At 52.3% G+C, this 21,931-nt stretch carries 21 protein-coding genes; 18 read left to right on the forward strand and 3 right to left on the reverse strand.

Annotated elements, in window-relative coordinates; genetic code table 11:
• The first annotated feature begins 77 nt into the window (after positions 1–77).
• The 7 genes from O9139_RS29450 to O9139_RS29480 all read left to right on the forward strand — a co-directional run bounded on the left by O9139_RS29450 (position 78) and on the right by O9139_RS29480 (position 6,506).
• Positions 78–1,841, forward strand: a complete 1,764-nt coding sequence (locus O9139_RS29450; RefSeq protein ID WP_270885300.1) for a sensor histidine kinase — start codon at positions 78–80, stop codon at positions 1,839–1,841.
• Complete coding sequence (locus tag O9139_RS29455; RefSeq protein WP_270885301.1) at positions 1,838–3,460, forward strand: response regulator transcription factor; 1,623 nt, start codon at positions 1,838–1,840, stop codon at positions 3,458–3,460. The genes O9139_RS29450 and O9139_RS29455 overlap by 4 nt, the downstream gene beginning before the upstream one ends.
• Positions 3,461–3,479: 19 nt before the next feature.
• The gene (locus tag O9139_RS29460) at positions 3,480–4,112 is read left to right on the forward strand and encodes a bifunctional 4-hydroxy-2-oxoglutarate aldolase/2-dehydro-3-deoxy-phosphogluconate aldolase (RefSeq protein ID WP_270885302.1); all 633 of its coding nucleotides are present in this window, start codon (positions 3,480–3,482) and stop codon (positions 4,110–4,112) included.
• A 25-nt stretch (positions 4,113–4,137) separates the two neighbouring features.
• Entirely contained in the window at positions 4,138–5,286 is a 1,149-nt protein-coding gene (gene dgoD / locus O9139_RS29465) for a galactonate dehydratase (protein WP_270885303.1), read from the forward strand.
• 192 nt (positions 5,287–5,478) lie between these two features.
• The gene (locus O9139_RS29470; protein WP_270885304.1) at positions 5,479–5,670 is read left to right on the forward strand and encodes a hypothetical protein; all 192 of its coding nucleotides are present in this window, start codon (positions 5,479–5,481) and stop codon (positions 5,668–5,670) included.
• A 41-nt stretch (positions 5,671–5,711) separates the two neighbouring features.
• Positions 5,712–6,179 (forward strand): VanZ family protein, encoded by a 468-nt coding sequence (locus O9139_RS29475; RefSeq protein ID WP_270885305.1) that lies wholly within the window; start codon positions 5,712–5,714, stop codon positions 6,177–6,179.
• Between the two features lie 72 nt (positions 6,180–6,251).
• Positions 6,252–6,506 carry a hypothetical protein gene (locus O9139_RS29480; RefSeq protein WP_270885306.1) on the forward strand — a complete coding sequence of 85 codons (255 nt, stop codon included), beginning with the start codon at positions 6,252–6,254 and terminating at the stop codon, positions 6,504–6,506.
• A gap of 50 nt (positions 6,507–6,556) precedes the next feature.
• Here O9139_RS29480 and O9139_RS29485 read toward each other — a convergent pair whose 3' ends face one another.
• The gene (locus tag O9139_RS29485; RefSeq protein ID WP_270885307.1) at positions 6,557–7,330 is read right to left on the reverse strand and encodes a pirin family protein; all 774 of its coding nucleotides are present in this window, start codon (positions 7,328–7,330) and stop codon (positions 6,557–6,559) included.
• A gap of 147 nt (positions 7,331–7,477) precedes the next feature.
• Between O9139_RS29485 and O9139_RS29490 the strand changes: the two genes are divergently transcribed.
• From O9139_RS29490 to O9139_RS29500, 3 genes are all read left to right on the forward strand, one after another.
• Complete coding sequence (locus tag O9139_RS29490) at positions 7,478–7,894, forward strand: BlaI/MecI/CopY family transcriptional regulator (RefSeq protein ID WP_270885308.1); 417 nt, start codon at positions 7,478–7,480, stop codon at positions 7,892–7,894.
• 3 nt (positions 7,895–7,897) lie between these two features.
• A complete protein-coding gene (locus O9139_RS29495) occupies positions 7,898–8,734 on the forward strand; it encodes a M56 family metallopeptidase (protein WP_270885309.1) in 837 nt (278 codons plus the stop codon).
• Positions 8,735–8,802: 68 nt separating this feature from the next.
• Complete coding sequence (locus O9139_RS29500; RefSeq protein ID WP_270885310.1) at positions 8,803–9,354, forward strand: DUF2231 domain-containing protein; 552 nt, start codon at positions 8,803–8,805, stop codon at positions 9,352–9,354.
• A gap of 107 nt (positions 9,355–9,461) precedes the next feature.
• Here O9139_RS29500 and O9139_RS29505 read toward each other — a convergent pair whose 3' ends face one another.
• Positions 9,462–9,629, reverse strand: a complete 168-nt coding sequence (locus tag O9139_RS29505) for a hypothetical protein (protein ID WP_270885311.1) — start codon at positions 9,627–9,629, stop codon at positions 9,462–9,464.
• Positions 9,630–10,130: 501 nt separating this feature from the next.
• On the opposite strand from O9139_RS29505, the gene O9139_RS29510 reads away from it, so the two are divergent.
• The 3 genes from O9139_RS29510 (at position 10,131) to O9139_RS29520 (ending at position 14,394) form a co-directional block, all read left to right on the forward strand.
• Positions 10,131–11,876: an ABC transporter ATP-binding protein gene (locus tag O9139_RS29510; RefSeq protein WP_270885312.1), complete on the forward strand. Its 1,746-nt coding sequence runs from the start codon at positions 10,131–10,133 to the stop codon at positions 11,874–11,876.
• Positions 11,877–11,916: 40 nt separating this feature from the next.
• Positions 11,917–13,989, forward strand: a complete 2,073-nt coding sequence (locus tag O9139_RS29515; RefSeq protein ID WP_270885313.1) for an ABC transporter ATP-binding protein — start codon at positions 11,917–11,919, stop codon at positions 13,987–13,989.
• A gap of 87 nt (positions 13,990–14,076) precedes the next feature.
• Complete coding sequence (locus O9139_RS29520) at positions 14,077–14,394, forward strand: hypothetical protein (RefSeq protein WP_270885314.1); 318 nt, start codon at positions 14,077–14,079, stop codon at positions 14,392–14,394.
• 52 nt (positions 14,395–14,446) lie between these two features.
• On the opposite strand, the gene O9139_RS29525 is transcribed toward O9139_RS29520, so the two are convergent.
• Positions 14,447–15,070 (reverse strand): NAD(P)-dependent oxidoreductase, encoded by a 624-nt coding sequence (locus tag O9139_RS29525; RefSeq protein WP_270885315.1) that lies wholly within the window; start codon positions 15,068–15,070, stop codon positions 14,447–14,449.
• A gap of 163 nt (positions 15,071–15,233) precedes the next feature.
• Here O9139_RS29525 and O9139_RS29530 point away from each other — a divergent pair, with 163 nt between their 5' ends.
• The 5 genes from O9139_RS29530 (at position 15,234) to O9139_RS29550 (ending at position 21,911) form a co-directional block, all read left to right on the forward strand.
• Entirely contained in the window at positions 15,234–15,377 is a 144-nt protein-coding gene (locus tag O9139_RS29530) for a hypothetical protein (protein WP_270885316.1), read from the forward strand.
• Positions 15,378–15,548: 171 nt separating this feature from the next.
• Positions 15,549–16,283, forward strand: coding sequence for a 23S rRNA pseudouridine(2604) synthase RluF (rluF, locus tag O9139_RS29535; protein WP_270885317.1), 735 nt, complete (start codon positions 15,549–15,551; stop codon positions 16,281–16,283).
• Between the two features lie 171 nt (positions 16,284–16,454).
• The gene (locus tag O9139_RS29540; RefSeq protein WP_270885318.1) at positions 16,455–18,845 is read left to right on the forward strand and encodes an S-layer homology domain-containing protein; all 2,391 of its coding nucleotides are present in this window, start codon (positions 16,455–16,457) and stop codon (positions 18,843–18,845) included.
• 139 nt (positions 18,846–18,984) lie between these two features.
• Positions 18,985–20,241, forward strand: a complete 1,257-nt coding sequence (ilvA, locus tag O9139_RS29545; RefSeq protein WP_270885319.1) for a threonine ammonia-lyase IlvA — start codon at positions 18,985–18,987, stop codon at positions 20,239–20,241.
• A gap of 122 nt (positions 20,242–20,363) precedes the next feature.
• Positions 20,364–21,911 (forward strand): putative bifunctional diguanylate cyclase/phosphodiesterase, encoded by a 1,548-nt coding sequence (locus O9139_RS29550; RefSeq protein ID WP_270885320.1) that lies wholly within the window; start codon positions 20,364–20,366, stop codon positions 21,909–21,911.
• Positions 21,912–21,931: the final 20 nt, after the last annotated feature.

Below are 21,931 nucleotides of genomic sequence, written 5' to 3' on the forward strand. Positions count from 1 at the left end.
TCTTTTGAAAGGCTTCTCTCGTATAGTTAGATTCTATGATTAGCAAGCTCAGCGGAAGCATGGAAGGTGATTGGCACGTGCAGTATAAATTGAACATTTTCAGCAAAATTGTTATTTTGCTGGTGCTTTTGTTAATTCCCATCGTCGTGCTGTACGGCTTCACGAATCGCATTACGAATCAGGTTGTGCAGGATCAAGTGCAGTCATCGAACTTAAATCAGCTTTCTTTTTTCATGCATCAACTGGACTCCAACGTGGAGCGGTTGGCGATGTCACCGGTCATTCTCGGCAGCGATCCGTACATCCGCGAGTTCATCGACCGCAGCGGTGATCCCAACTATGACATGCTGCGGGAACAGTCGCGCATTATTGAGAAGCTCAGCCTGCAAAGCGTAGCGAGCGGTTGGGTCAACGAGCTGACCATCGTCGTTCCCAAGGAGAAGAAAGTGCTGTCTTCCAGCATTTTCGTAAACGGCACAGACCGATGGCCGTGGAATGACGTTGTGCACCGGACATGGTCGTACCAGGCACCGCTGGGAAGCGATAAGAACAACACGGGTGGCTCCTTCTACCGGGAGATCAGCGAGCCGGTGCGCGCCGAGGTGCTGAATCAGGCGAGAGTACTGTTTCAAGTTCGGTTCAGCGCGCAAAATCTGATTCAGCTTCTTGACGTCTATAAGCTGGATAAACGGAGCGATCCGTTTCTATATGACGGGCAATCCGCCTCCATCGTGAACAGCACGTCAGATGCGCAGCTCCCGGCAGCCATTCGCGGGCAATTAGCAGGCACCAGCCTGGCGGCGTCGGGTCAAGTCCAAATGGACATTGCCGGGCAGCAATATTTGATCAGCTATGTGAAATCGGATCAACTCGGTTGGTATTTAATGGATTACGTGCCGGTGGAAAAAATATTGTCGCCGATCACGATGTCCCGCAACTTGTTTTATGTCTCCATCGGCCTTTTGCTCGGCATGAGCGTGTTGGCATCTTTCCTGCTATACCGCAATGTGCAGATTCCGCTCGTCAAAATGATTCAGAGCGTGCAGAAAGTGAAGCGAGGGGATTTGTCCGCCCGCATCGAATATAAAGCTAAAAATGAATTTGATTTTCTGATTCAACGCTTTAACGAAATGGCGCAGCAAATTCAAGTGCTGGTCGAGGATGTGTATGCCGAGAAAATACGGTCGCGCGAAGCGACATTGAAGCAGCTGCAGTCGCAAATCCATCCCCATTTTCTATATAACTCCTTGTTCTTTATTATCAATTCGGCTGAGATGGAAGATAAGGAGTCGGTGGTAGCTATGGCGCAAAACTTGGCCGAGTATTACCGGTACACGACCCGCGTGGAGAACCAGATGGTCAGACTGCAAGAGGAATTGGACATGGCGCGCCATTATTTGAGTATCCAGACTTTGCGCATTCACAGGCTCACTTATCAGATTGACGTGCCGAATGCGATGATGGAGGAACGAGTCCCAAGGCTCATCCTGCAGCCGCTTGTGGAGAATGCCATTATCCACGGTATTGAGCGCAGTCTCCAAGGCGATCGGATTACGATCACGGGGGAGCAGGATGCGGAGTTTAACAGACTCGTTGTCGAGGATAACGGCGAGGGGCTCACCGATGGGGAGCTGGAGAGGCTGCATAAGCAGCTGCAAACGGCGATGTCAGATGACATCGGCTGCGGCACCTGGAACGTTCACCATCGCTTGGTGTACCAATTTGGCCGAGGCTCCGGCCTTGCTTTTGAGCGGGGAGGCGCCCGAGGCGTCAGGGCTGTGCTGACGTGGAGACGCGATGCGCAGACAATCGGGCCGAAGACGGAGGTGCCGGAAACATGACAGAGCTCTTGATTGTCGATGACGAGGTTCATGTGGTGGATCGCCTGTATGCAACCATAAACTGGGAGTCTATCGGTGTGGAGCAGGTGTATAAAGCGTATTCCGGCACAGAGGCTTTGGAGCTGCTTGAACAGACCTCCATCGATATCGTACTCACGGACATACAGATGCCCGGTATTACGGGTTTGCAATTGATCAATGAGATCAACCTCAGATGGCCGAAGACGAAGTGCATCCTTTTGTCAGGGTACTCGGATTTCAATTATGCCAAAGAGGCGATTCTTCAAGGGACGGAAGACTATTTGTTGAAGCCCGTTACGGAGACCGAACTGCTCGCGACGGTAAGCCGTGTGAAGGACAAGCTGCAGCGCGAGTGGGAGGAAGTTGTCTCCAGACAGCGGTTAAGCTACACATTGAAGGAGAATCTCCCGCTTCTGCGGGGCAATCTTCTTAACGACCTGCTGCAAGGGCGCAAAATGTCGGAGGCGTCGCTCCGTGACAAAATGCACATGCTGGACTTGTCGGATTACCATGAGCATGCTTTTGCCATTATGATGATTCGCTTGGAATCTGAGTTTCTGGAATATGACATCAGCCGGCTGTCCTTGATGGAATATGCGATTGGCAACATGGTGGAGGAGCTGTTCGGAGAGCGGTTTGACAGCTGGCATACGAAGGATGCGCATGATTATCTGGTCTTCGTGATGAAAAAGAAAGGCGAGCCGGAAGCGCCGGATAAGGAAGGGACCGCATGGCTGGAGAGGACGGCATCTGTGCTGCAGTCCGCGGTGAACAACTACCTGAAAGGCAAAATCTCCATTCTGGTCAGCACCTGGGGAACCTTCCCGGATGAGATGAACGCGCTTTATAACCGCTCCCTGAGCGCTTTCCGCAAACGCATCGGCAATGAGCATGAACTGTTCATGCGTCTGGGCGACGAGCCTGTGCAGGCGGAGCTGTCAGCTTTGCAGCGGCTGTACGAGCCGCCGACGCTGAACCACCTGCTCGAGGCCGCGCGTTGGGACGATGTTGAGGAGAAGTTGGGCGTTATTTTTGATGAGATGGAAGCTAAGTATACCGAATCGCAGGAGCATCTCTTGGAGGTATACTTCTCCATCGCCTCCGCTTATGCCTATATTGCCCATAAGAATGGTCGGCAATTGCATCAGCTGATGGGCAAGGACTATGACAGGATGACGGACGGCATCCCGTTCCGCTCGGTAAATCAACTCAGGGACTGGTCGACGCGGGCATTGCGGCGGATGAAGGAAGATATGGATCAGGAGCGGAAGGACAGCAGAATGTCGCTGATCAATGAAATCCGGCATTTTATCGAGCAAAACCTGGCCAGCGACGTTTCCTTGCAATCCATTGCTGAGCATGTCTATTTGCATCCTGTCTATGTATCGAAAATTTATAAGCTGGAGACCGGTGATAATCTAAGTGATTATGTCAATCGTCTAAGGATGGACAAGGCGGCGTATTTATTAAAACATAGCTCGGTTAAAATCTATGAAATCGCTACTCAGCTCGGCTATCAGCGTCCCCATTCATTCAATCATGCGTTTAAGAAACACTACGGCATGACGCCGCAGGAATATCGCGATCAGTATACCTGACAACGGGGGAGGAGATCCGGTGCAAGAGATTATTCAACAGGTGAAACAGTCGAAGGTGATTGTCATTATTCGCGGCATCGAGCGGCCGCAGGCGGAGCCGCTCTTCGAGGCGCTGTACGCCGGCGGCATCCGCTTGGCTGAAGTGACGCTCAACACCCCTGGCGCGCTGGATATCATTCAGGAGATGCGCGGCAAGTATGAAGGGCGTATGAGCGTGGGTGCAGGCACGGTGCTGGATGCGCGGATGGCGGAGGAGGCTGCCGCTGCCGGTGCGCAGTTCCTCATCTCGCCGAACACGGACCAAGGGATGATCCGCTGTGCGCTGAAGCATCAAGTCATGCCGCTGCCGGGCGCCATGACGCCATCGGAAATTGTCCAAGCCGTGTCGTGGGGCGCGCCGTTGGTGAAGTTATTTCCGTGCGCCAGCTTCGGCCCGGGCTATGTGAAGGAGCTTCGCGGCCCTTTGCACGATGTGGAGCTTGTGGCCGTTGGCGGCATCACCAAAGACAACGCCGCTTCGTATTTGGAAGCGGGAGCTGTGGGTGTCGGCGTCGGCGGCAGCGTTGTGTCGCTGCAGGAGATCCGCCAAAACAACTATACGGCAATAACGGCGTACGCTAAGCAGCTTTTAGCAGCCGTCAACCATAATTAGAACAAGGACGAGAGGGGAAATTGGGATGAAAATTACCAAAATGGAATTGTTCAAAGTACCGCCAAGATGGCTATTTCTGAAAGTGGAGACAGACGAAGGCATTACGGGTTGGGGCGAGCCGGTCGTAGAAGGAAAGGCGGATACGGTTGCTGCTGCCGTGATGGAAATGAGCGAGCATATTATCGGTGCAGATCCGATGCGGATTGAGGATCTATTTCAAGTGCTGTACCGCGGCGGTTTCTATCGCGGGGGGCCGATTCTGTCGAGCGCCATCTCCGGGATTGAGCAGGCTCTCTGGGACATCAAGGGCAAGTTCTATAACGCGCCTGTGTATGATTTGTTAGGCGGCGCGTGCCGGGAGCGGACGCGCGTGTATTCGTGGATCGGCGGGGACCGGCCGAGCGATGTCGGTCAGGCCGCCTTGCAGCAGGTGGCGGCTGGGTTTACCGCGGTGAAGATGAACGCCACCGAGGAAATGCATTACATCGACTCGATCAGCAAGGTCGATGAGGCGATTGCCCGCATCGCAGCCGTGCGCGAGGCGGTTGGCAAAGAAGTCGGCATCGGCATTGACTTCCATGGCCGCGTGCACAAATCCATGGCGAAGATTATCGCCAAGGAATTAGAACCGTTCCGCCCGATGTTCATCGAGGAGCCGGTACTGCCGGAAAACAACGAAGCGCTGCGCGAGATCGCGCGCTACACGTCCTGCCCGATCGCTACCGGCGAGCGGATGTATACGCGTTGGGGCTTCAAGGAGCTGCTCGCCCAGGGCGTCGTCGATATCATTCAGCCGGATTTATCCCACGCCGGTGGCATTCTGGAGACGCGCAAAATCGCGGCGATGGCGGAAGCCTACGATGTGGCAGTTGCTCCGCACTGTCCTCTGGGGCCGATTGCGCTGGCTGCGTGCCTGCAGCTTGACACGTGTTCCCCGAATGCGTTCATTCAGGAGCAAAGCTTGGGTATTCATTACAATCAAGGCAGCGATTTGCTTGATTATCTCGTGGATCCGTCCGTGTTCAAGTACGAAGACGGATTTGTCCGCAATTTGACCGCGCCGGGACTGGGTATCGAGGTCAACGAGGCGAAGGTGCGTGAGATGGCCAAGATTGGCCACAACTGGAAGAATCCGATCTGGCGTCAGGCGGATGGAACTGTGGCGGAGTGGTAGAAGGAAAGTAGCAGGTGGCGGCTATGAGGGTGGCAGGCTTGGCGGATGGTAGATGATATGGCAAGTAGCCAGTGGCTAGAGCAGGGCTCTCGTCGCTGTAGTTGGGTTTTGCCCAATTAGAGAGGGTGAGAAAGGAGGCGGCGCTGCTGCAGTCCGAATTAGCCCAGTTGGAGAGGGGTTAGAGCGGGGTGAGTGCAGAAAACCGTGCTGCAATTGGGCGAAATCGGACTGGAAGCAGCAAGCTTACGCCCCTGCTCCCTGCAGCTGGGCAAAATCGGACTAACGCCTAGCACCAGACTGAGGCTGGAGCCCCGTCGGCGTTCGTTCGGGCCACCAATGCCAAGCATTCTTTCAGAAAAGAGCTATGCGCTTGAAAGCGCGTAGCTCTTTTGTTTTACTAGTATTAGGAAAGGTGCTGATGCCGGATGGCCGCTAAATCGTTTCGTAAATGGATATGGCTGTTGTTTGCGGGCTACACGGCCTGTTTGCTGTATTGGATGTTTTTGGGTTTTGGCCGGCATCATCAGGCTAATGGTCCGTTCATGTATAATTTAATTCCTCTTAAAACACTGGGAATTTACATATTTCATATCCACACGTTTTCCTGGCGGACATGGGTAATTAATATATTTGGCAATATTGGCGTCTTCATGCCATATGGTTGGCTGCTGCCCTGCCTATTTTGCGGTGCCGGCCGCTACTGGCGGTTTGCATTATATTTTGGCTGTCCGCTCGTGCTCCTGGAAATGCTGCAAATGCTGCTGCGCGTAGGCAGCATGGACATTGACGATGTGATTCTGAACGGGCTTGGCGCCAGTATAAGCTACGGAGTCTATCGCTTCTACATTTCCCACAAGAAACAAAATATAACCGCGCAGGATCGCGGGGTATAAAAGTGCCGGATTTTCCTCAACCTAGATAAGCGTTGTTCTGATTTTCATTCTAGGGTAGGAGGCAACGAACACATGACGCATCAAGACTCGAGTCTGCAATCGCAAAATCCGGTTTCGTCGGCGCAAAACTCCGTAGATAATGTGCACAGAGCCGTTTCCCACGCCATGACGCATCCGACGGATCAGACGATTCAAGAAGCGCAGAATGCGATTACGCAGGCGGAAAGAGCGATAGCGCAGGCTAGGGCTCATCATGACCAGCCGGCTGTGCAGCAAGCGGATGAATCGCTTCAAGAGGAGAAGTCCAGACTCAACAACATTCAATAAAAGCAAAAACCAGCCCTTCCTTGCAGCAGGAGGTGGCTGGTTTTGTTCTATTAGGACTTGCGATAAAGTGGATATCCGGGATCCTTAGGCACCTCGATGGCTATGATCCGCGAGCCTTGCGCGCTATCGGCGTGCAGAACTAGCGCTTCGCCTTCTGCAGCAGTCTCGACGACGGCGAAGTCCTTATGCGCAAGCGGCTGCGCAGGTGCCGATCCTGCCGACGCCTCGGCTTGGCCGCGAATGACCAGCAAGGCGAGGTTGCGGCCGGGAGTCAACGCGTACCGGAACTCGGCGCCAGGCTGCAGCGTCCAATCATACATCAGCGCTTCGGCATCCAGCTTAATCGGCGACTCGCTGCCAATAACGGTTTTGACCGTCGTATGTTCAATCGTTTGAACAGGAAACTGTTCATGCTCGTATTGATGATATGTGGCGGGTTTCTTCCCGGTGACACTGAGATGCGGCTCGAACCAAATTTGCAGCCCCTCGCTGCCTGCTTCGCGGAAAGCTTCAGAATGGTACACGCCAGACCCAGCTTGAATGACTTGTGTACCGCCATTCGTTACGGTTTCCAGCGATCCCAGTGAGTCGCGATGCTCGACAAGCCCTTCAATGACGTAGGTGACGATCTCGAACGCTTTATGGGGATGCATGGGAATTTCCGCTACGTCGGACGCTTTGCCCCAAGCCCAGTAGAACAAGGATCCTACGCGATCGACGGCTGTTTGTTCACCTGGAAAGCTGATTGGCCGCTGCTCGATGAATTTGCCGCCATCGAAAGCGCCGACACCCTGTTGTTGAGTAGAAAAGATACGAATACTCATCGTGAATTCGCCCCTTTTACTTTAATTATTTTAACAACTAACTTTATGTAAGTAATTATAAATCACTGCAGCATGGATGTCAATGGAGCAGAACTTGACGGATACTTCCCTTTATTACTACAATATGTAGTGTAGAGGTGTTTACTAATGAAAATGCAAAACTTTAAGTTTCAAAGCAGCGGTTTAGGCCGTTTTTTTGGCCCGCTTGAAGCTAAGATCATGGAAATATTGTGGAGCACGGAGCAAGAGATGACGATCAAGGACGTCCACCATCGGCTAGACCAAGAGAAGGCCCTCTCCTTCAATACCGTCATGACAGTCATGAACCGGCTCGTGGAGAAGGGTGTCCTGCATAAGAGGTCGCAAATTCGCTCCTCTGTCTATCGTCCCGTTATGACACGCGAAGCGTTCATGGAAGCACAGTCCAAGGAGCTGACCTTGGATCTGATTGAGGAATTCGGCTCGCAAGCCGTCGTGCACATGGTAGATGCGCTCGATCAGGTTGATCCTGATCTGCTGGATCGGTTGGAACAGAAAATTAAAGAATTGAAAAAGGACAGATAACTCATGTGGGAAACTCGGTTCAAATGGATGCTATATGCGTCTTTCGCGACTGCGAGCTTCATTTTTCTGCAAATGGCCTTCTTTTCCTTGCACGTGCTGTTCGGTATCCGGCTTTCTTTCAATGTGTTCAAAATCTGCTTTGAACTCTTTCATATGCTGCGGGCGCCGTGGGTCTTCTATACCATTCACCTGCTCGTGATCTACACGTTTGGGTCGTGCCTATGGGTCATCGTCAGGCAAATGTTGGTTTCTGTCCGCTCGGCGAAGCGGCTCGTTCGTTTTCAAGACAAGCAGCTTACGCGGCTGTATACGGGCAAATATCACTTGCGCGGGCATGAGCTGATTGTGATCCGGGAGCGTACGCCGGTTGCCTTGACGCTTGGCGTCTTGCGGCCGCAGATCGTGCTCTCTACAGGGCTTATCGATATGCTCGATCCCAGTGAGCTGGAAGCGGTGATGGAGCATGAAAGGTTCCACTTAATGCAGCGGGATCCTTTGGCTATCTTTTTGTTATCTATGTTGTCGATATCCATGTGGTACATTCCAATGTTCCGGTGGGTGAGAGATAAATATAAAATTATTATCGAGATTATGGCTGATCGCTTTGCGATGAGCATAACCTGCAGTGCCCAAGATTTGGGGAGCGCGCTGCTCAAAATGCTGAAACAGCAAGGTCGAGCCCCGGGGCCTAACGTATCCTATGCATCTTTTGCGGAAACTTCGATCAATTTGCGCATCCTGCACATCCTGGAGCCGGCAACTCCGCTGACGCTGGGGATTCCGCTCATGAGGACGCTGGTTTCCGTTGTTACGCTGTTGATTCTGGTGACACTCACCTGAATCTTTTTTTGGAGAGTTACACTACAATATGTAGTTTTAAATTTGAATTGGAAAAAGGAGACGAAACCATGGACTATTTATTGAAAAACGCGCACTTTATTTTCACCCATTTTCCCATTGCTTTGCTGATTTTTAGCCTTGTATTCGATTTGTTGGCGCTGATCTTTAAGAAACGGGAGTGGCATGCGGCCGGTTGGCTCAGCTTGACGGTGGGTACGCTTGGGGCGATCGCATCGGTGATTACAGGGCCTGAGGGGATGAGAAATCCGATGGTCCATACGCATGAACTGTATGCAAAGCTGACGATGTTCGCTGCAATCTTGCTGACGGTCATCCGCATCGGCTTACTGGTTTGGAAAAAGCGGGAGATCGGCGGCAACCCGATCTATTTGACAGGCGCGCTTATCGCAGTCATTCTCGTCTCTTACACGGGGCATCTTGGCGGACAAATGGTACATAGGCCGTTTAATCCGAACGGTGGTCCGATGATGCAGAATCCGGCTGGCGGACCGGGCCAAGGCGGTCAAGGAGCGCCGGGTCAGGGTCAGCGGCAAGGCGGCCAAGGCCAAGGTCAGGGTCAGAGCGGCGGTTCCGGTCAGAACACACCTGCTGCCAAGTAAGGCTGCAGATATCATAAGTAAAGGACAGCCTTGTGGCTGTCCTTTTTTGCACATGAAAATGTTGATATGGGAACACATGTTTGATATAGTGGAAATACATAGTAAAGCTATTCCAGCTCCAATTCCTCCCGCGTAAAGCGATTATCCCATAGAAATTCCATGTCATAACTCGTCGAGTCATGACTGACGAAATACGCTAAGGCATATACCGTTACTCCTAGAATCACAGCGAATACAAAAAGTGAGCCCATCAAAGCGAAGACCTGATCCACCATAGGAACCCATCCCTTCCCGTTACGAATGCCTTTACTCCAACATATGTCGACCGTTTGTGAATTATGTGTGACAATGACAGGGTCAAGCTGACAGTTGGTTATAGTCGTTCTCTCGGTTGACACATTCCGCTGCGGGGTGTTAAGATCACCTCTGTAAGTGAAAAAAATACAACTTTTGGAAATGGGGGGTTATGAAATGAAAGGAATTGTAATGGTTTTGGATCGTCGTTTGAACCGGTTGATGAACCGTTTAGACCATACAATTTCATATTGCGTAACCCATGTGTCAGCCGTAAGCGAGTGATCGTTATCTTTGGCGGCTGCTGCTGCCGCAACTCAATGATGAACGTTTTAGATAGCGCGGGTTACGATGAATGTTCGTAACGTGCGCTTTTATTGTATAAGAGGCATATCGCTGCGTGCGGTGTGCCTTTTTGCGTGTATAAGGATCATTAGGCTGTCATGCAACCAGTGTACGAGATGAGAGGAGTGAAAGTTGGCATGTTTACAGTACTGAAGAAATTAAGCTGGTTTTTCCGCATGAACTGGAAGCGGTACACCTTGGCGGTGGGGCTTCTGATTGTGGTCGGATTTATTGATGTCATTCCGCCGAAGCTGATCGGCTATGCCATTGACGGCATCCACATGGGAACGCTCACCGGCACGAAGCTGATGCAGCTGCTTGTTTTTTGGGGCGTACTCATTGTGCTAGGTTATACCATGTCTTACGTGTGGCTGTATCAGCTGTTCGGGGGCGCTTTTGTTTTGGAGCGCATATTGCGTTCCAGGTTGATGAGGCATTTGCTGCGCATGACACCGACGTTCTATGAGCGGAACCGGACGGGAGATTTGATGGCTCGGGCGACGAATGACTTGCAGGCGGTCTCGACGACGGCGGGATTTGGCATTCTGACCTTCGTGGATTCAACGCTGTTCATGATGACCATTCTTGGCATGATGGGCTTCCTGATCAGTTGGAAACTGACGATTGCGGCTATTTTACCGCTGCCCATTATGGCTGTAGCGATCACACTGTACGGGAGAAGAATTCATGAGCGCTTCATGCGTGCGCAGGACGCTTTTGGCGAGATGAACGATCGCGTGCTGGAGACAATCGCCGGCGTCCGCGTCATCCGGGCCTATGTCCAGGAAAAAGCCAGCGAGCACAATTTTAAAGAGATGACGGACGATGTATACCGCAAAAATCTCGCCGTCGCGGTGATTGACTCGCTGTTTGAACCAACTGTGAAAATACTTGTCGGCATTTCCTATTTGATCGGTCTTTGCTACGGTGGGTACATGGTGTTCCGCAGCGAGCTGACACTGGGCGAACTTATATCGTTTAACACGTTCCTCGGGATGCTGATCTGGCCGATGTTTGCCATCGGCGAGCTGATGAACATTATGCAGCGGGGCAATGCGTCGCTGGACCGTGTGAACGAGACGCTCGGCTATAAGCCGGACGTTGCGGATGCGCCGGAGGCGGTCACATTGCTGCTGCCGAACTCGATTGACTTTCGGAACGTTACATTCCGTTACCCGTCTTCCGCCATCGATAACCTCGTCAATGTGACCTTCCGCTTGCAGCGCGGTCAGACGCTAGGCATCGTCGGCAGAACAGGCAGCGGCAAGACGACGCTGCTCAAGCAGCTGCTGCGGGAATATCCGCTGGGCGAAGGAGCTATCACCGTGTCCGATATGCCTATCGAGCAGATTACGGTCGATACGCTGCACGGGTGGATCGGTTACGTGCCGCAGCAGCCGATTCTATTCTCGAAGACCGTGAAGGAGAATATTATGTTCGGTCACAGCGAAGGCACGGAAGAGGAGCTTATGCAGGCGCTGGAGCTGGCGGCTTTCCGCAAAGACGTGCAGTTTCTGCCCGAAGGGCTGAATACACTCGTCGGCGAGAAAGGTGTCGCCTTATCCGGCGGCCAGAAGCAGCGCGTCTCCATTGCCCGGGCGCTCTATGTGAACCCGGAGATTCTGATGCTCGACGATGCACTCTCGGCGGTTGACGCCAAGACGGAAGCGGAAATTATCCGCGGAATCCGCACGGAGCGGGCCGGCAAAACAACCCTTATCACGACGCATCGTCTGTCGGCTGTACAGCATGCCGATTGGATTCTAGTGATGGATGAAGGATACATCGTCGAGGAAGGCACACACGAGCAGCTGCTGAAACGAGGCGGCTGGTACAAGGAACAATACGACCGTCAACAGCTGGAAGCGCATGTTGAGGCTTAATATGAAACAAAGATTTTAAGAAAAGAAGGTGATCAAGTTCATGAGACAAACCGGAAAGCGTCTCTTTCAATATGCCTTGTTATTCAAAAAGCCGTTGCTGATTGCGCTGGCGTTCTTGGCTGTCGCAATTGCTGCGGAGCTTGCAGGGCCATTTATTGCGAAGCAGATGATTGACCGTCATATTCTCGGCATTGAGAAGCCGTGGTATGAGACGGTATCTGCGACGAAGACCGATCATGCCGTAGCCTATGGCGGTGTATTTTACAAGCGCAGCGACTACTTTTCAGAGGGCGAGGCGCGTGGCAAGGAAGTCCGGATTTTGCAGGTGGGCAGCGACTTTGTGATGGTCGATCAGGCCGTTGCATTTGACGGAAGACGCCAGTTTACGGGTGGCAAGCTCACGATCACGCAGGGCCAGGACCATGCGGAATATGCAGCGAAAAAGCTTAGCAACACGGAGCTCTTTTCGTTCTACGCCCCTGAATTTGGCAACTTGATGAAGCTGGCCGGCTTGTACGTCATTCTGATTGTCATTGGCGCTGTTTTTACGTATGGTCAGCGTTATTTGCTTCAATCGGCAGCGAACCGCATCATTCAGCGCATGCGCAACGACGTTTTTGCGCAAACCTCGCGCTTGCCGATCAATTATTTTGACAATTTGCCTGCGGGCAAAGTGGTCTCGCGGATTACGAACGATACAGAATCTGTACGGGATTTATATGTTCAGGTACTCGCCAACTTTTTTACAGGCGCGATTTACATTGTTGGCATTATTGCTGCGCTCTTCTTTTTAGATTATCACTTGGCGTTGATTACACTTCCTATTATTCCGATGCTTTATATATGGATTATCGTATACCGTAAATTTGCTTCCCGCTATAATTACGAAATTCGTGAACGTATCAGCTTGATTAATGCGATGATCAATGAGTCCATTCAAGGGATGGCCATCATCCAGGCCTTCCGCCGTCAGAAGGAAACGGTCAAGGAGTTTGAGCAGCTGAACGACGAGTATACGAGGTATCAGAACAAAATGCTCAGCCTGAACTCGATGACGTCCCACAACTTGATGAACGTGATTCGGAACCTGTTCTTTTTCGGTTTGATCTGGTATGTGGGCGGGAGCACTCTGAATAACGTCATCACTGTCGGCGTGCTCTACGCTTTCGTGGATTATCTCAACCGGATGTTCCATCCGATGGTCGGTATCGTCAACCAACTGCCGAATTTGGAGCGGGCGCTGGTCTCTGCGGACCGTGTGTTCGAGCTCCTCGACGAGCAGGGTACCGATGTGGCGGAAGGGACTGCTGAGCGCTATAGCGGTCACGTGGAATTCGAGCATGTGCGCTTTGCTTATAAAGATGGAGAGTATGTGCTGAAGGATATTTCCTTCGAGGCGAAGCAGGGGCAGACGGTGGCATTAGTCGGACACACGGGCTCGGGCAAAAGTTCTATCTTGAACTTATTGTTCCGGTTCTACGACGTAAAGGAAGGCCGGATTACGATCGACGGCACCGATGTGCGCGATATGCCCAAGCAGCTGCTGCGCCAGCATATGGGCATCGTGCTGCAAGACCCGTTCCTGTTCACCGGGACGATTGCGTCCAACGTCAGTTTGGACGATCCGGCCATCACCCGGGAACGGGTGGAGCAAGCGCTCCGCGACGTCGGGGCTGCGGAGATGTTCACAAGCTTGCCGCACGGCATCGACGAGCCCGTGATCGAGAAGGGCAGCACGCTGTCAGCCGGTCAGCGGCAGCTCATTTCCTTCGCCAGGGCGCTGGCCTTCGACCCGGCGATTCTTATTCTCGATGAGGCGACGGCCAGCATCGATACGGAAACCGAGGCCGTCATTCAGGCCGCGCTCGATGTGTTGAAGAAGGGGCGTACCACCTTCATCATTGCCCACCGCTTATCGACGATCAAGAACGCCGATCAGATTCTTGTGCTCGACCATGGCGAAATCGTCGAGCGCGGCAATCACGACGAGCTGATGAGCCAGCTCGGGCGGTACTACCAGATGTACCAGCTGCAGCAGCAGGGTCATCTGGAACCCGCGAAAGCCGCTGAGCCTGCGGCAGCCGCGGATAGTGAGATCGAGAGCCGCGTTTAAAGCTCATTAACCTGGCTAAAGACTATTACAAACGGCTATGCTACAATGGAAGAGATAGCGCAATAATGAATGGAACGGAGGAGCTTCATGCGGCCAGATACGCTTCGCATTCTGAATTTGCTGCAGCTACTTTCAGAGGTTGGCATTGGCATCGGTTATTTGCTGGGTCTGATTCCGTTTGTGTATTTGTGGTCGAGTGCCTGGGTGATACCGCTCGTCTTCGTCTCCCTCGTGCTTGCTCTGCTGAATCGCAACGATACACTCAACATGACGATTGCCAACGTTGTGTTGTCGTTCCTGAGCTATATCCCCGTCATCGGCTATTTGTTCCGCGCGGCGGGAATTGTGATCTCATGGATCAACATTCGTGTTATTTTGAATGGACGAAATAGAGGCTATTCTTGAATTGTAAAGAGACCTGGCGGTCGCACTGTTTCCGCCAGGTCTCTTTTTGGGTTTAATAAGCCAGTCCAACCCGGCAGTTCACATAGTCCTGCTGAAGGGCTTCCGCATAGGTGAACGCTGCGGTGTCGCCTACGGAAATGGACATGCCCCCGTCGGGCAAATAATCTTTTTCCGCGCGGTACCCGCCTTGCGGCTCTCCGTCCGGCAAATAAGTCGGACAGATGACCGTCCAAGCCAAGCCGGATGCGGCAAGCAGCTCCCAAGCCTTCCGGTGTTCTTCCGCTGCTCGCGTTGATGAGCGCCTAGTGTCCGGCGTTTCATAGCGCAGCAGCCCCGGGTATTCGCGGCTCTGCAAAATTCCCGCGGTGCCAATGGTAATGATGCGCGGGACGCCGGTTTCCTTCATGCCGTCGATAATTAGGGGCATGCTCTCGGTGAGCACGGTGCCGCCATCTGTGCTCAGGCAGCTGATGAGAAGCTCAGCCTGTTGCAGCGAGCGGCGAATATCTTCTGGTCGGCGAACATCGCCGTGCAGCACGGTGAGCCGTTCGGGGCGCAGCTCGACCAGTTTGTCAGGGTTGCGAACGAGGACGGTAACGTCGTGCCCATCCCGTAGTGCTTTATGTAGAACTCTTTTGCCTACTCGACCTGTAGCTCCTAAAATAGCAATGCGCATGGCAGCCTCCTGTAAAATGGATAGCTTGATTATACCCTTTCACGGGAGTAAGCGGTAACTCAATGGAATGTGCAGCATGCCGGTTCGCTATGCTGCCGCATAAAAGAACAACAGCGCCCAACTCTAGGATTGCACGGCATATGACAGCCATCAGAGACAATCCATGGTTGGGCTGAGCAATAACGATGCCGTCACCGAAGCGAACCGGTTAGCTGCCAATATTCTACGGCTGGACCCGATGACGCGGTCAGACGGTCAAGCTGCAGATCGAATGGATCGACAGGTAGATGTATTCTCTACATATTAGTAAATGCCAATTGGCTGCGGATCGTGAACCTAGTTTTGCAGGGGGCAGCCATTTTTGTATATCCTAAGCCTCATCCACTCCCCGCACACTTGAACCTGCTGAGCGAATCCAGCATAATAGACCTGTGAATAAGCAGCGGATTATGTTGGCAGAGAAGGGATCTTTCGAGTCATGAGAATTAATAAATTTATTAGCGAAACCGGCGTGTGCTCCAGGCGCGAGGCCGATAAATGGGTGGAAGCGGGACGTGTTTCGATCAACGGCGTGAGAGCAACGCTGGGCAGCGTCGTCGACCCCGGCGATGACGTCCGTATCGATGGCAGGAAGATCGGCGAGAAGAAAGAGCACGTCTACATCGCGTTGAACAAGCCGGTGGGAATTACCAGTACGACGGAAGCGCATGTGAAGGGCAACATTGTTGACTTTGTCGGGCACGAGGAGCGCATTTTTCCTATCGGGCGGTTGGACAAAGATTCCGAAGGGCTGATTTTGCTGACTAACAACGGCGATATCGTCAACCAGATTTTGCGGGCGGAGAATAATCACGACAAAGAATATATCGTTACTGTCAACAAACCGGTAACTCCGATGTTTTTGCAAGGGATGGCGAGCGGGGTGAAAATCCTCGGAACGACGACCAAGCCCTGCGAGGTTTATAAAGTCGGGGATCGGGTTTTCCGGATCATTCTTACGCAAGGGCTGAACCGGCAAATCCGCCGGATGTGCGAGGCGTTCGGCTATCGCGTTACGCGTCTGCAGCGCGTGCGGATCATGCATATCCACCTGGGCAACCTAAAGCTCGGCCAGTGGCGGGATTTAACGAAAGGTGAGATGCAGGATTTAATGCGTACGCTCAGCAAAAGCTATCCAGGAACGGACAAGGACCGGACGCAGGCAAGAAATTAGGCTAGCCTCATAAGAAAAGCATGTGCTGTGAACCCTCGGAGAAGGGCTTTCATATGTGCATGCTTTTTTTAATTTACTTGTTTAAAAAAATTATATTGGCGAGCAACCTTTTTCCAACTTCTGACGTTAGAAGCATATAAGACCATTTTGTCTCTAAGGGGGAAGATGAACTTGAAATTGCTTAAACAAGTGGGGTCTATCGCTGTAGCTTCTTCACTTCTACTAGCTGCCGTTCCTCATGCATGGGCAGACGAGGCTGCGCAGTCCGGCGCAGCCGTTAGTGATAGTGTAATCGCACGGCCAGTCATGCCTGTAATGCCCGGACAAGTTGACGGCAAACTGCCTGAGGCTAGCCTTTCCAAGGAACGGGCACTGGAGCTGGCCCAAAGTTATGTCACCATCCCATCTGGCTACACGCTGCAATCGATCAGCCTGAATGGCTACTATGGTGGCGGCCGCAGCTATCCAACGTGGAACATATCCTATGCCAAGAAGGTCAAGGATCAGTTTTACGGCAATATAAACATCTCCATTAATGGCATAGACGGATCGTTATCATCCTATTATAAGTACGATCAAGATCCAGACAGGAAGCCGAGTTATCCGCCGAAGGTTGACTTCAAAGGGGCCAAAGATGCCGCATCGGCTTGGATTACCAAAGTAAACCCAAGCAAACAAAGTGATTTACTGTATAACGATACAGAAGAGAAGGCTTTCCGCACACCGCTTGACGGGAACTACCAGTACAATATTCGCTTTGACCGCTCCGTAGCTGGCGTGCCTTTCCCACAAAACGGCGTAAACGTCACGGTGAATGGCGACGGGGAAGTGGTTTCCTACAATTATAATTGGGACGACCAAGTCACCTTCGACCAAAGTGCGGCTGCCATTACGATAGATAAAGCAGCGCAGCTATTTAAGGATAAAGCGAAGCTGTCATTGCAGTATCAAATTCCGTATCGCGCTGACGCCGCTCAAAAGAAACAGCCCATTATTTCGTATACATTCAACGGCTTTTCCTTGAATGCGGTAACAGGCGAGCTGTGGAATCCAGTGGGTGGGGACTCCGCTGCAGCAGGTCGGAAACCGCTTACTGACAAGCCGCTAGGAAGCAAGCCTGCAGCCAACCTGAACTTGACGAAGGAGCAGGCAGTCCGGAAGGTGATCGATACGTTCGGCCTCTCCTCAGATTTGCAATTGCAGGATGCTTCTTACAATGAATCCACGAATCCGGAGACAGGCGAGACGGAATCGACCTGGAATTTGAACTGGAATAAGCCTGCGGATAAAGAAGCAAATAGTAAAATTGTTGGCGGCGGTGCGTGGGCAACCGTTGACAGCAAAACGGGCGAAATCAAAAACTTCAACAGCTATGCGTCTTATGAACCGGACAAAGAAGTCGATGCCAAGGTCTCCCTGGATACGGCGGCGGCAACAGCCACTGACTTTGTGAAAAAACTGCTGCCGGCCTACACCGACCAGCTCGTGCTGGATGTGCCGAATGAAAAAGATTTCTCGGCCGATCAGCTGAAGCATATGCGCAACTGGGAGGTTAGCTTCAAACGGGTTATTGACGGCGTAGCTGCAGGTTATGAGCAAGCTTCGCTCAGTGTGGATCGCACGACAGGCAAGATCGTGAATTTCAGCATCTCGTTCAGCGATGTGCCTTACCCTACGCAGAAGCCTGAGGTCATTGATATTGACAAGGCCAAAGACCTGCTGCTATCGCAATACGATATTAAGCTGAACTATGTGCTTGCAGGTAACAGGGGTGTCGGCGTTATGCCGCTTGAGAAGTACAACCTCATGGTCGCGTCCGGCGAGATCCTGCCACAGGCGGCTGATCAGTCGGCCGATGACAAGCTGACAGCGAAACTGGTCTACTCCCTTGTTCCAAAGTACACACAGGAAGCGTTCCTGCTGGATGCGCAGTCCGGACAGTGGAAGAGCGCCAACACCGGCGAAGTGATCACACTTGGCAAAATCAAAGTCGACGATATCGACAATCACTGGGCGCGGAACGAGCTGCAGCTGATGGTAGATTACCAGGCGCTCGATGTCAAAGACGGCAAAGTCAATCCGGAGCAAACGATGACGCGCGGTGAAATGATCAAAATGCTGGTCATCGCCATCAACGGCGGCAACAGCGGTTTTTATTACGGTGCTGAGCGGAAAGCTTCCTTTGCGGATGTAAAAGCAGGTTCTCCATACTTCGCCTATGTGGAAAGCGCCGTAGACCGCGGGCTTCTGGATCCAGGCGCCGACTTTAACCCGAATGCGCCGATGAATCGTGAGGATATGGCACAGCTCATCGTGAAGGCGCTGGGGTACCAGAACCTCACGAAGTATGAGGGCATTTTTAATACGAACTTCGCGGACGCTGCGCAGTTAAAAAATGCCGGCGCCGCTGTGATCGTGCTCGGCCTGGGTATTATGTCGTTGGATAACAATAGCTTCGAGCCGCAGCAAGAGGTATCAAGAGCTCAAGCGGCAAGCGCCTTCTTCCGCTTTTTACAGAAGCGCGCAGAACTGCAGTCTACGCCCCACATCGTTTATAGATAAGCGTTGCAAGCATGCTGCTTCGGCAGCATGCTTTATTTTCAGTGATTACGCTGCAAACTCCCGAGATTATGCTACAATACTGTATAAAACTTAGTTTTATACAATGCTATAGGCATAGCTGGGAAAAGGAGCAGAGCGTATGAACGTTTTAAGTAAAGTAGGTCTGGAAGATATTATTAAGGCGAACCATGTGCTTAGCCGGGTTATTGAACCTTCACCTTTGCAGCGCAATGAGCTGCTGTCCAGCATATATGAGTGCAACGTTTATCTAAAACGAGAAGATATGCAAGTCGTGCGATCGTTCAAAATCCGCGGTGCGTACAATGTGATTCAGAGCCTATCCCCATCCGAGCGCGAGGCCGGCGTAGTCTGCGCAAGCGCGGGTAATCACGCGCAGGGGGTCGCTTATTCTTGTAAGCAGTTAGGCATTCACGGGAAAATCTTCATGCCGACAACAACCCCGCGCCAGAAGATATCGCAGGTGAAGCTCTTCGGCGGCCCGTTTGTGGAAGTCATTCTAACCGGGGATACGTTCGATGATTCTTCGGCTCAAGCGAAGGCGTACTGCGAGAAGGAGAACAAAGTATTCATTCACCCGTTCGACGATGTGCGTACGATCGCAGGCCAAGGAACCGTCGGTCTGGAAATTATGAATCAGATTCCGGAGACACCTGATTTTATTTTTGCCACCATTGGCGGAGGCGGCTTGGTCGCGGGCGTTTCGACGTATGTGCAAAGCGTATCGCCACAGACGCGGATGATCGGCGTCGAACCTGAAGGAGCCGACAGTATGGCGCAGTCGCTTGCGCGAGGACAAGTCGTGACTCTGAGCACCATTGATAAGTTCGTCGACGGAGCAGCGGTGAAGCAGGTCGGCCAGTTAACGTTCGATATTTGTAAAGATGCGCTCGAAGATATTGTCGTCGTCCCTTCCGGTAAAGAGTGCACGACTATTCTTGAGCTTTATAACAACAATGCGATCGTCATCGAGCCTGCAGGAGCACTGCCGGTTGCGGCGCTGGATGCTTATCGGGAGCAGATTCGCGGTAAAACCGTCGTTTGCATCATCAGCGGCGGCAACAACGATATTGACCGGATGCAGGTCATTAAAGAACGATCCCTCATTTATGAGGGGCTGAAGCACTACTTCATCCTCAATTTCCCGCAACGGGCTGGAGCGCTGCGCGAGTTCCTTGAGGAAGTGCTTGGACCGACAGACGATATTACCCGATTCGAGTATACCAAGAAGAATAATCGGGATGATGCACCTGCTTTAGTGGGGATCGAGCTTAAAAACAAGGATGACTACGAGGGCCTGATCGAGCGTCTGTCGCTTAAAGATTACGGCTTTATCGAAATTAATAAAGATCCGAAGTTGTTTAATTTGCTTATTTAAGGCAGTGGCGGGATAGCCGCTGACAGGCAGACGATCCGTCCGGGACTGGATGCCTGGCAGCGGACGATCCTTCAGCTATTCCTATTTGGAATAGCTTTTATTTTGCTGAAAGGGGGGCTGGCATGAACAAAGAATTAAAAGCCAAATGTTTGCAGCATACAAAAGCTTACGCTTGGGCATATATAGCAATAATTGGTTGCGGCTTGTTAACGGTGAATCTGCTCGCTGCCGCATCATTCCCACTGCAGCCGCATGTATGGGTTGGGATCGTGCTGCAGGGCGCTGTCGTCTTACTGGCGGCGCGCTGGATCCAGCGGCTGCTGGATATAAGCGAAGCTCATCAACAGCGCAGCCGGGAATTCGCTCACATGGCTTACCATGATGACTTAACCGGGCTGCCGAACCGCCGCTTGTTCGACGACCGCTTGAAGCGCGCGCTGCTTCACGCTCAGCGGCATGAGCATCTTGTCGCCGTCATGTTCCTGGATCTCGATCGCTTCAAAGGCGTCAACGACACGCTTGGCCACGCGTCCGGCGATCTGTTGATCCGTCAGGCGGGACGCCGCTTACTGCGATCCTTGCGCCGCGAGGATACCGTATTCCGCCAAGGCGGTGATGAGTTCACCATCCTGCTCGATCATATGGCGAAGCCGGAGGATGTAGGCACGGTGGCTGCACGCATACAGGCGGAGCTGGAAGAGCCGTTCATGCTGGATGGAACGCCGGTCTCGGTGACGGCCAGCATCGGCATTGCCCTGTATCCGGCGGATGGCGATACACCGGAGCTGCTCATGCAGCGCGCGGATGAGGCTTTGGATTCGGCGAAGGAGCGGGGGCATAGCCGTTTTCAGTTTTTCGCAGCAGATATTGATGCGATGGTGTCGCACAAAGCGAAGCTGGAGAAAGAGCTGTATGCTGCGCTGAATCAGAAAGAATTTGAGCTGGTGTACCAACCGCGATATGAAATAGATACAGGCCGAGTGAAAGGAGTCGAGGCTGTTCTCCAATGGAGCAGAGGTAAGAACAACAAGATCACTCAACCGGACTGGAGGAAGATAGCGAATGAAACGGGGGTAATCGTTCCCATCGGCCACTGGATGTTGGACACGGCATGTCGGCAAGTCAAGTTTTGGCAGGAGAATGGATTTCCTGACTTGCGGCTTACCGTGGGGATGTCGGCTGTTCAGTTTGAGGACGAGTTTCTCATTGAAACTTTGAAGCTTAATTTGAATGAAACGGGCATTTGCGCAAGCTGTGTAGAGTTTGATTTAACCGAGAGCCTGACGACATCGAGTGTGCAAAAAGTCGGTGAAAAGCTGCGGCAGTTAAAAGCGTTAGGCGTGCGCATCTTGATGGATGATCTCTCAATCAGTCTGTTTATGCGTCCGGGTATGGAGGATGTGCCGATGGACAGTGTCAAGCTGGACAGCACCTTGATTCGCGATCTTCCGGGCGACGAAGACAATCAGATGCTGATCGAGGCTATCATTCGCATGGCGCGTCGTCTGGGGCTGACAATCTTGGCCAAGGGTGTTGAAACGAAAGAGCAGTTGGAGCATTTGCAGCATTTGCAGTGCACCGAAGTACAAGGACCGCTCTTTAGTGAACCTCTGCATCCTGCTGAGTTCCTAGACCGCATGGGAGCAAATATTACGCAATCAGCCATGTAGATTTTATTGACCGGTGGTAG

It is taken from the genome of Paenibacillus aestuarii (assembly GCF_027789125.1).
GTDB lineage: Bacteria > Bacillota > Bacilli > Paenibacillales > NBRC-103111 > Paenibacillus_E > Paenibacillus_E aestuarii.

What these genes read in the sequence shown, in the direction of transcription:
- O9139_RS29455 (WP_270885301.1), top strand. Translation starts at nt 1,838, where the DNA reads ATGACAGAGCTCTTGATTGTCGATGACGAGGTTCATGTGGTGGATCGC.
- dgoD (WP_270885303.1), top strand. Translation starts at nt 4,138, where the DNA reads ATGAAAATTACCAAAATGGAATTGTTCAAAGTACCGCCAAGATGGCTA.
- O9139_RS29475 (WP_270885305.1), top strand. Translation starts at nt 5,712, where the DNA reads ATGGCCGCTAAATCGTTTCGTAAATGGATATGGCTGTTGTTTGCGGGC.
- O9139_RS29480 (WP_270885306.1), top strand. Translation starts at nt 6,252, where the DNA reads ATGACGCATCAAGACTCGAGTCTGCAATCGCAAAATCCGGTTTCGTCG.
- O9139_RS29485 (WP_270885307.1), bottom strand. Translation starts at nt 7,330, where the DNA reads ATGAGTATTCGTATCTTTTCTACTCAACAACAGGGTGTCGGCGCTTTC.
- O9139_RS29490 (WP_270885308.1), top strand. Translation starts at nt 7,478, where the DNA reads ATGAAAATGCAAAACTTTAAGTTTCAAAGCAGCGGTTTAGGCCGTTTT.
- O9139_RS29495 (WP_270885309.1), top strand. Translation starts at nt 7,898, where the DNA reads ATGTGGGAAACTCGGTTCAAATGGATGCTATATGCGTCTTTCGCGACT.
- O9139_RS29500 (WP_270885310.1), top strand. Translation starts at nt 8,803, where the DNA reads ATGGACTATTTATTGAAAAACGCGCACTTTATTTTCACCCATTTTCCC.
- O9139_RS29505 (WP_270885311.1), bottom strand. Translation starts at nt 9,629, where the DNA reads ATGGTGGATCAGGTCTTCGCTTTGATGGGCTCACTTTTTGTATTCGCT.
- O9139_RS29510 (WP_270885312.1), top strand. Translation starts at nt 10,131, where the DNA reads ATGTTTACAGTACTGAAGAAATTAAGCTGGTTTTTCCGCATGAACTGG.
- O9139_RS29515 (WP_270885313.1), top strand. Translation starts at nt 11,917, where the DNA reads ATGAGACAAACCGGAAAGCGTCTCTTTCAATATGCCTTGTTATTCAAA.
- O9139_RS29520 (WP_270885314.1), top strand. Translation starts at nt 14,077, where the DNA reads ATGCGGCCAGATACGCTTCGCATTCTGAATTTGCTGCAGCTACTTTCA.
- O9139_RS29525 (WP_270885315.1), bottom strand. Translation starts at nt 15,070, where the DNA reads ATGCGCATTGCTATTTTAGGAGCTACAGGTCGAGTAGGCAAAAGAGTT.
- O9139_RS29530 (WP_270885316.1), top strand. Translation starts at nt 15,234, where the DNA reads ATGGTTGGGCTGAGCAATAACGATGCCGTCACCGAAGCGAACCGGTTA.
- rluF (WP_270885317.1), top strand. Translation starts at nt 15,549, where the DNA reads ATGAGAATTAATAAATTTATTAGCGAAACCGGCGTGTGCTCCAGGCGC.
- ilvA (WP_270885319.1), top strand. Translation starts at nt 18,985, where the DNA reads ATGAACGTTTTAAGTAAAGTAGGTCTGGAAGATATTATTAAGGCGAAC.
- O9139_RS29550 (WP_270885320.1), top strand. Translation starts at nt 20,364, where the DNA reads ATGAACAAAGAATTAAAAGCCAAATGTTTGCAGCATACAAAAGCTTAC.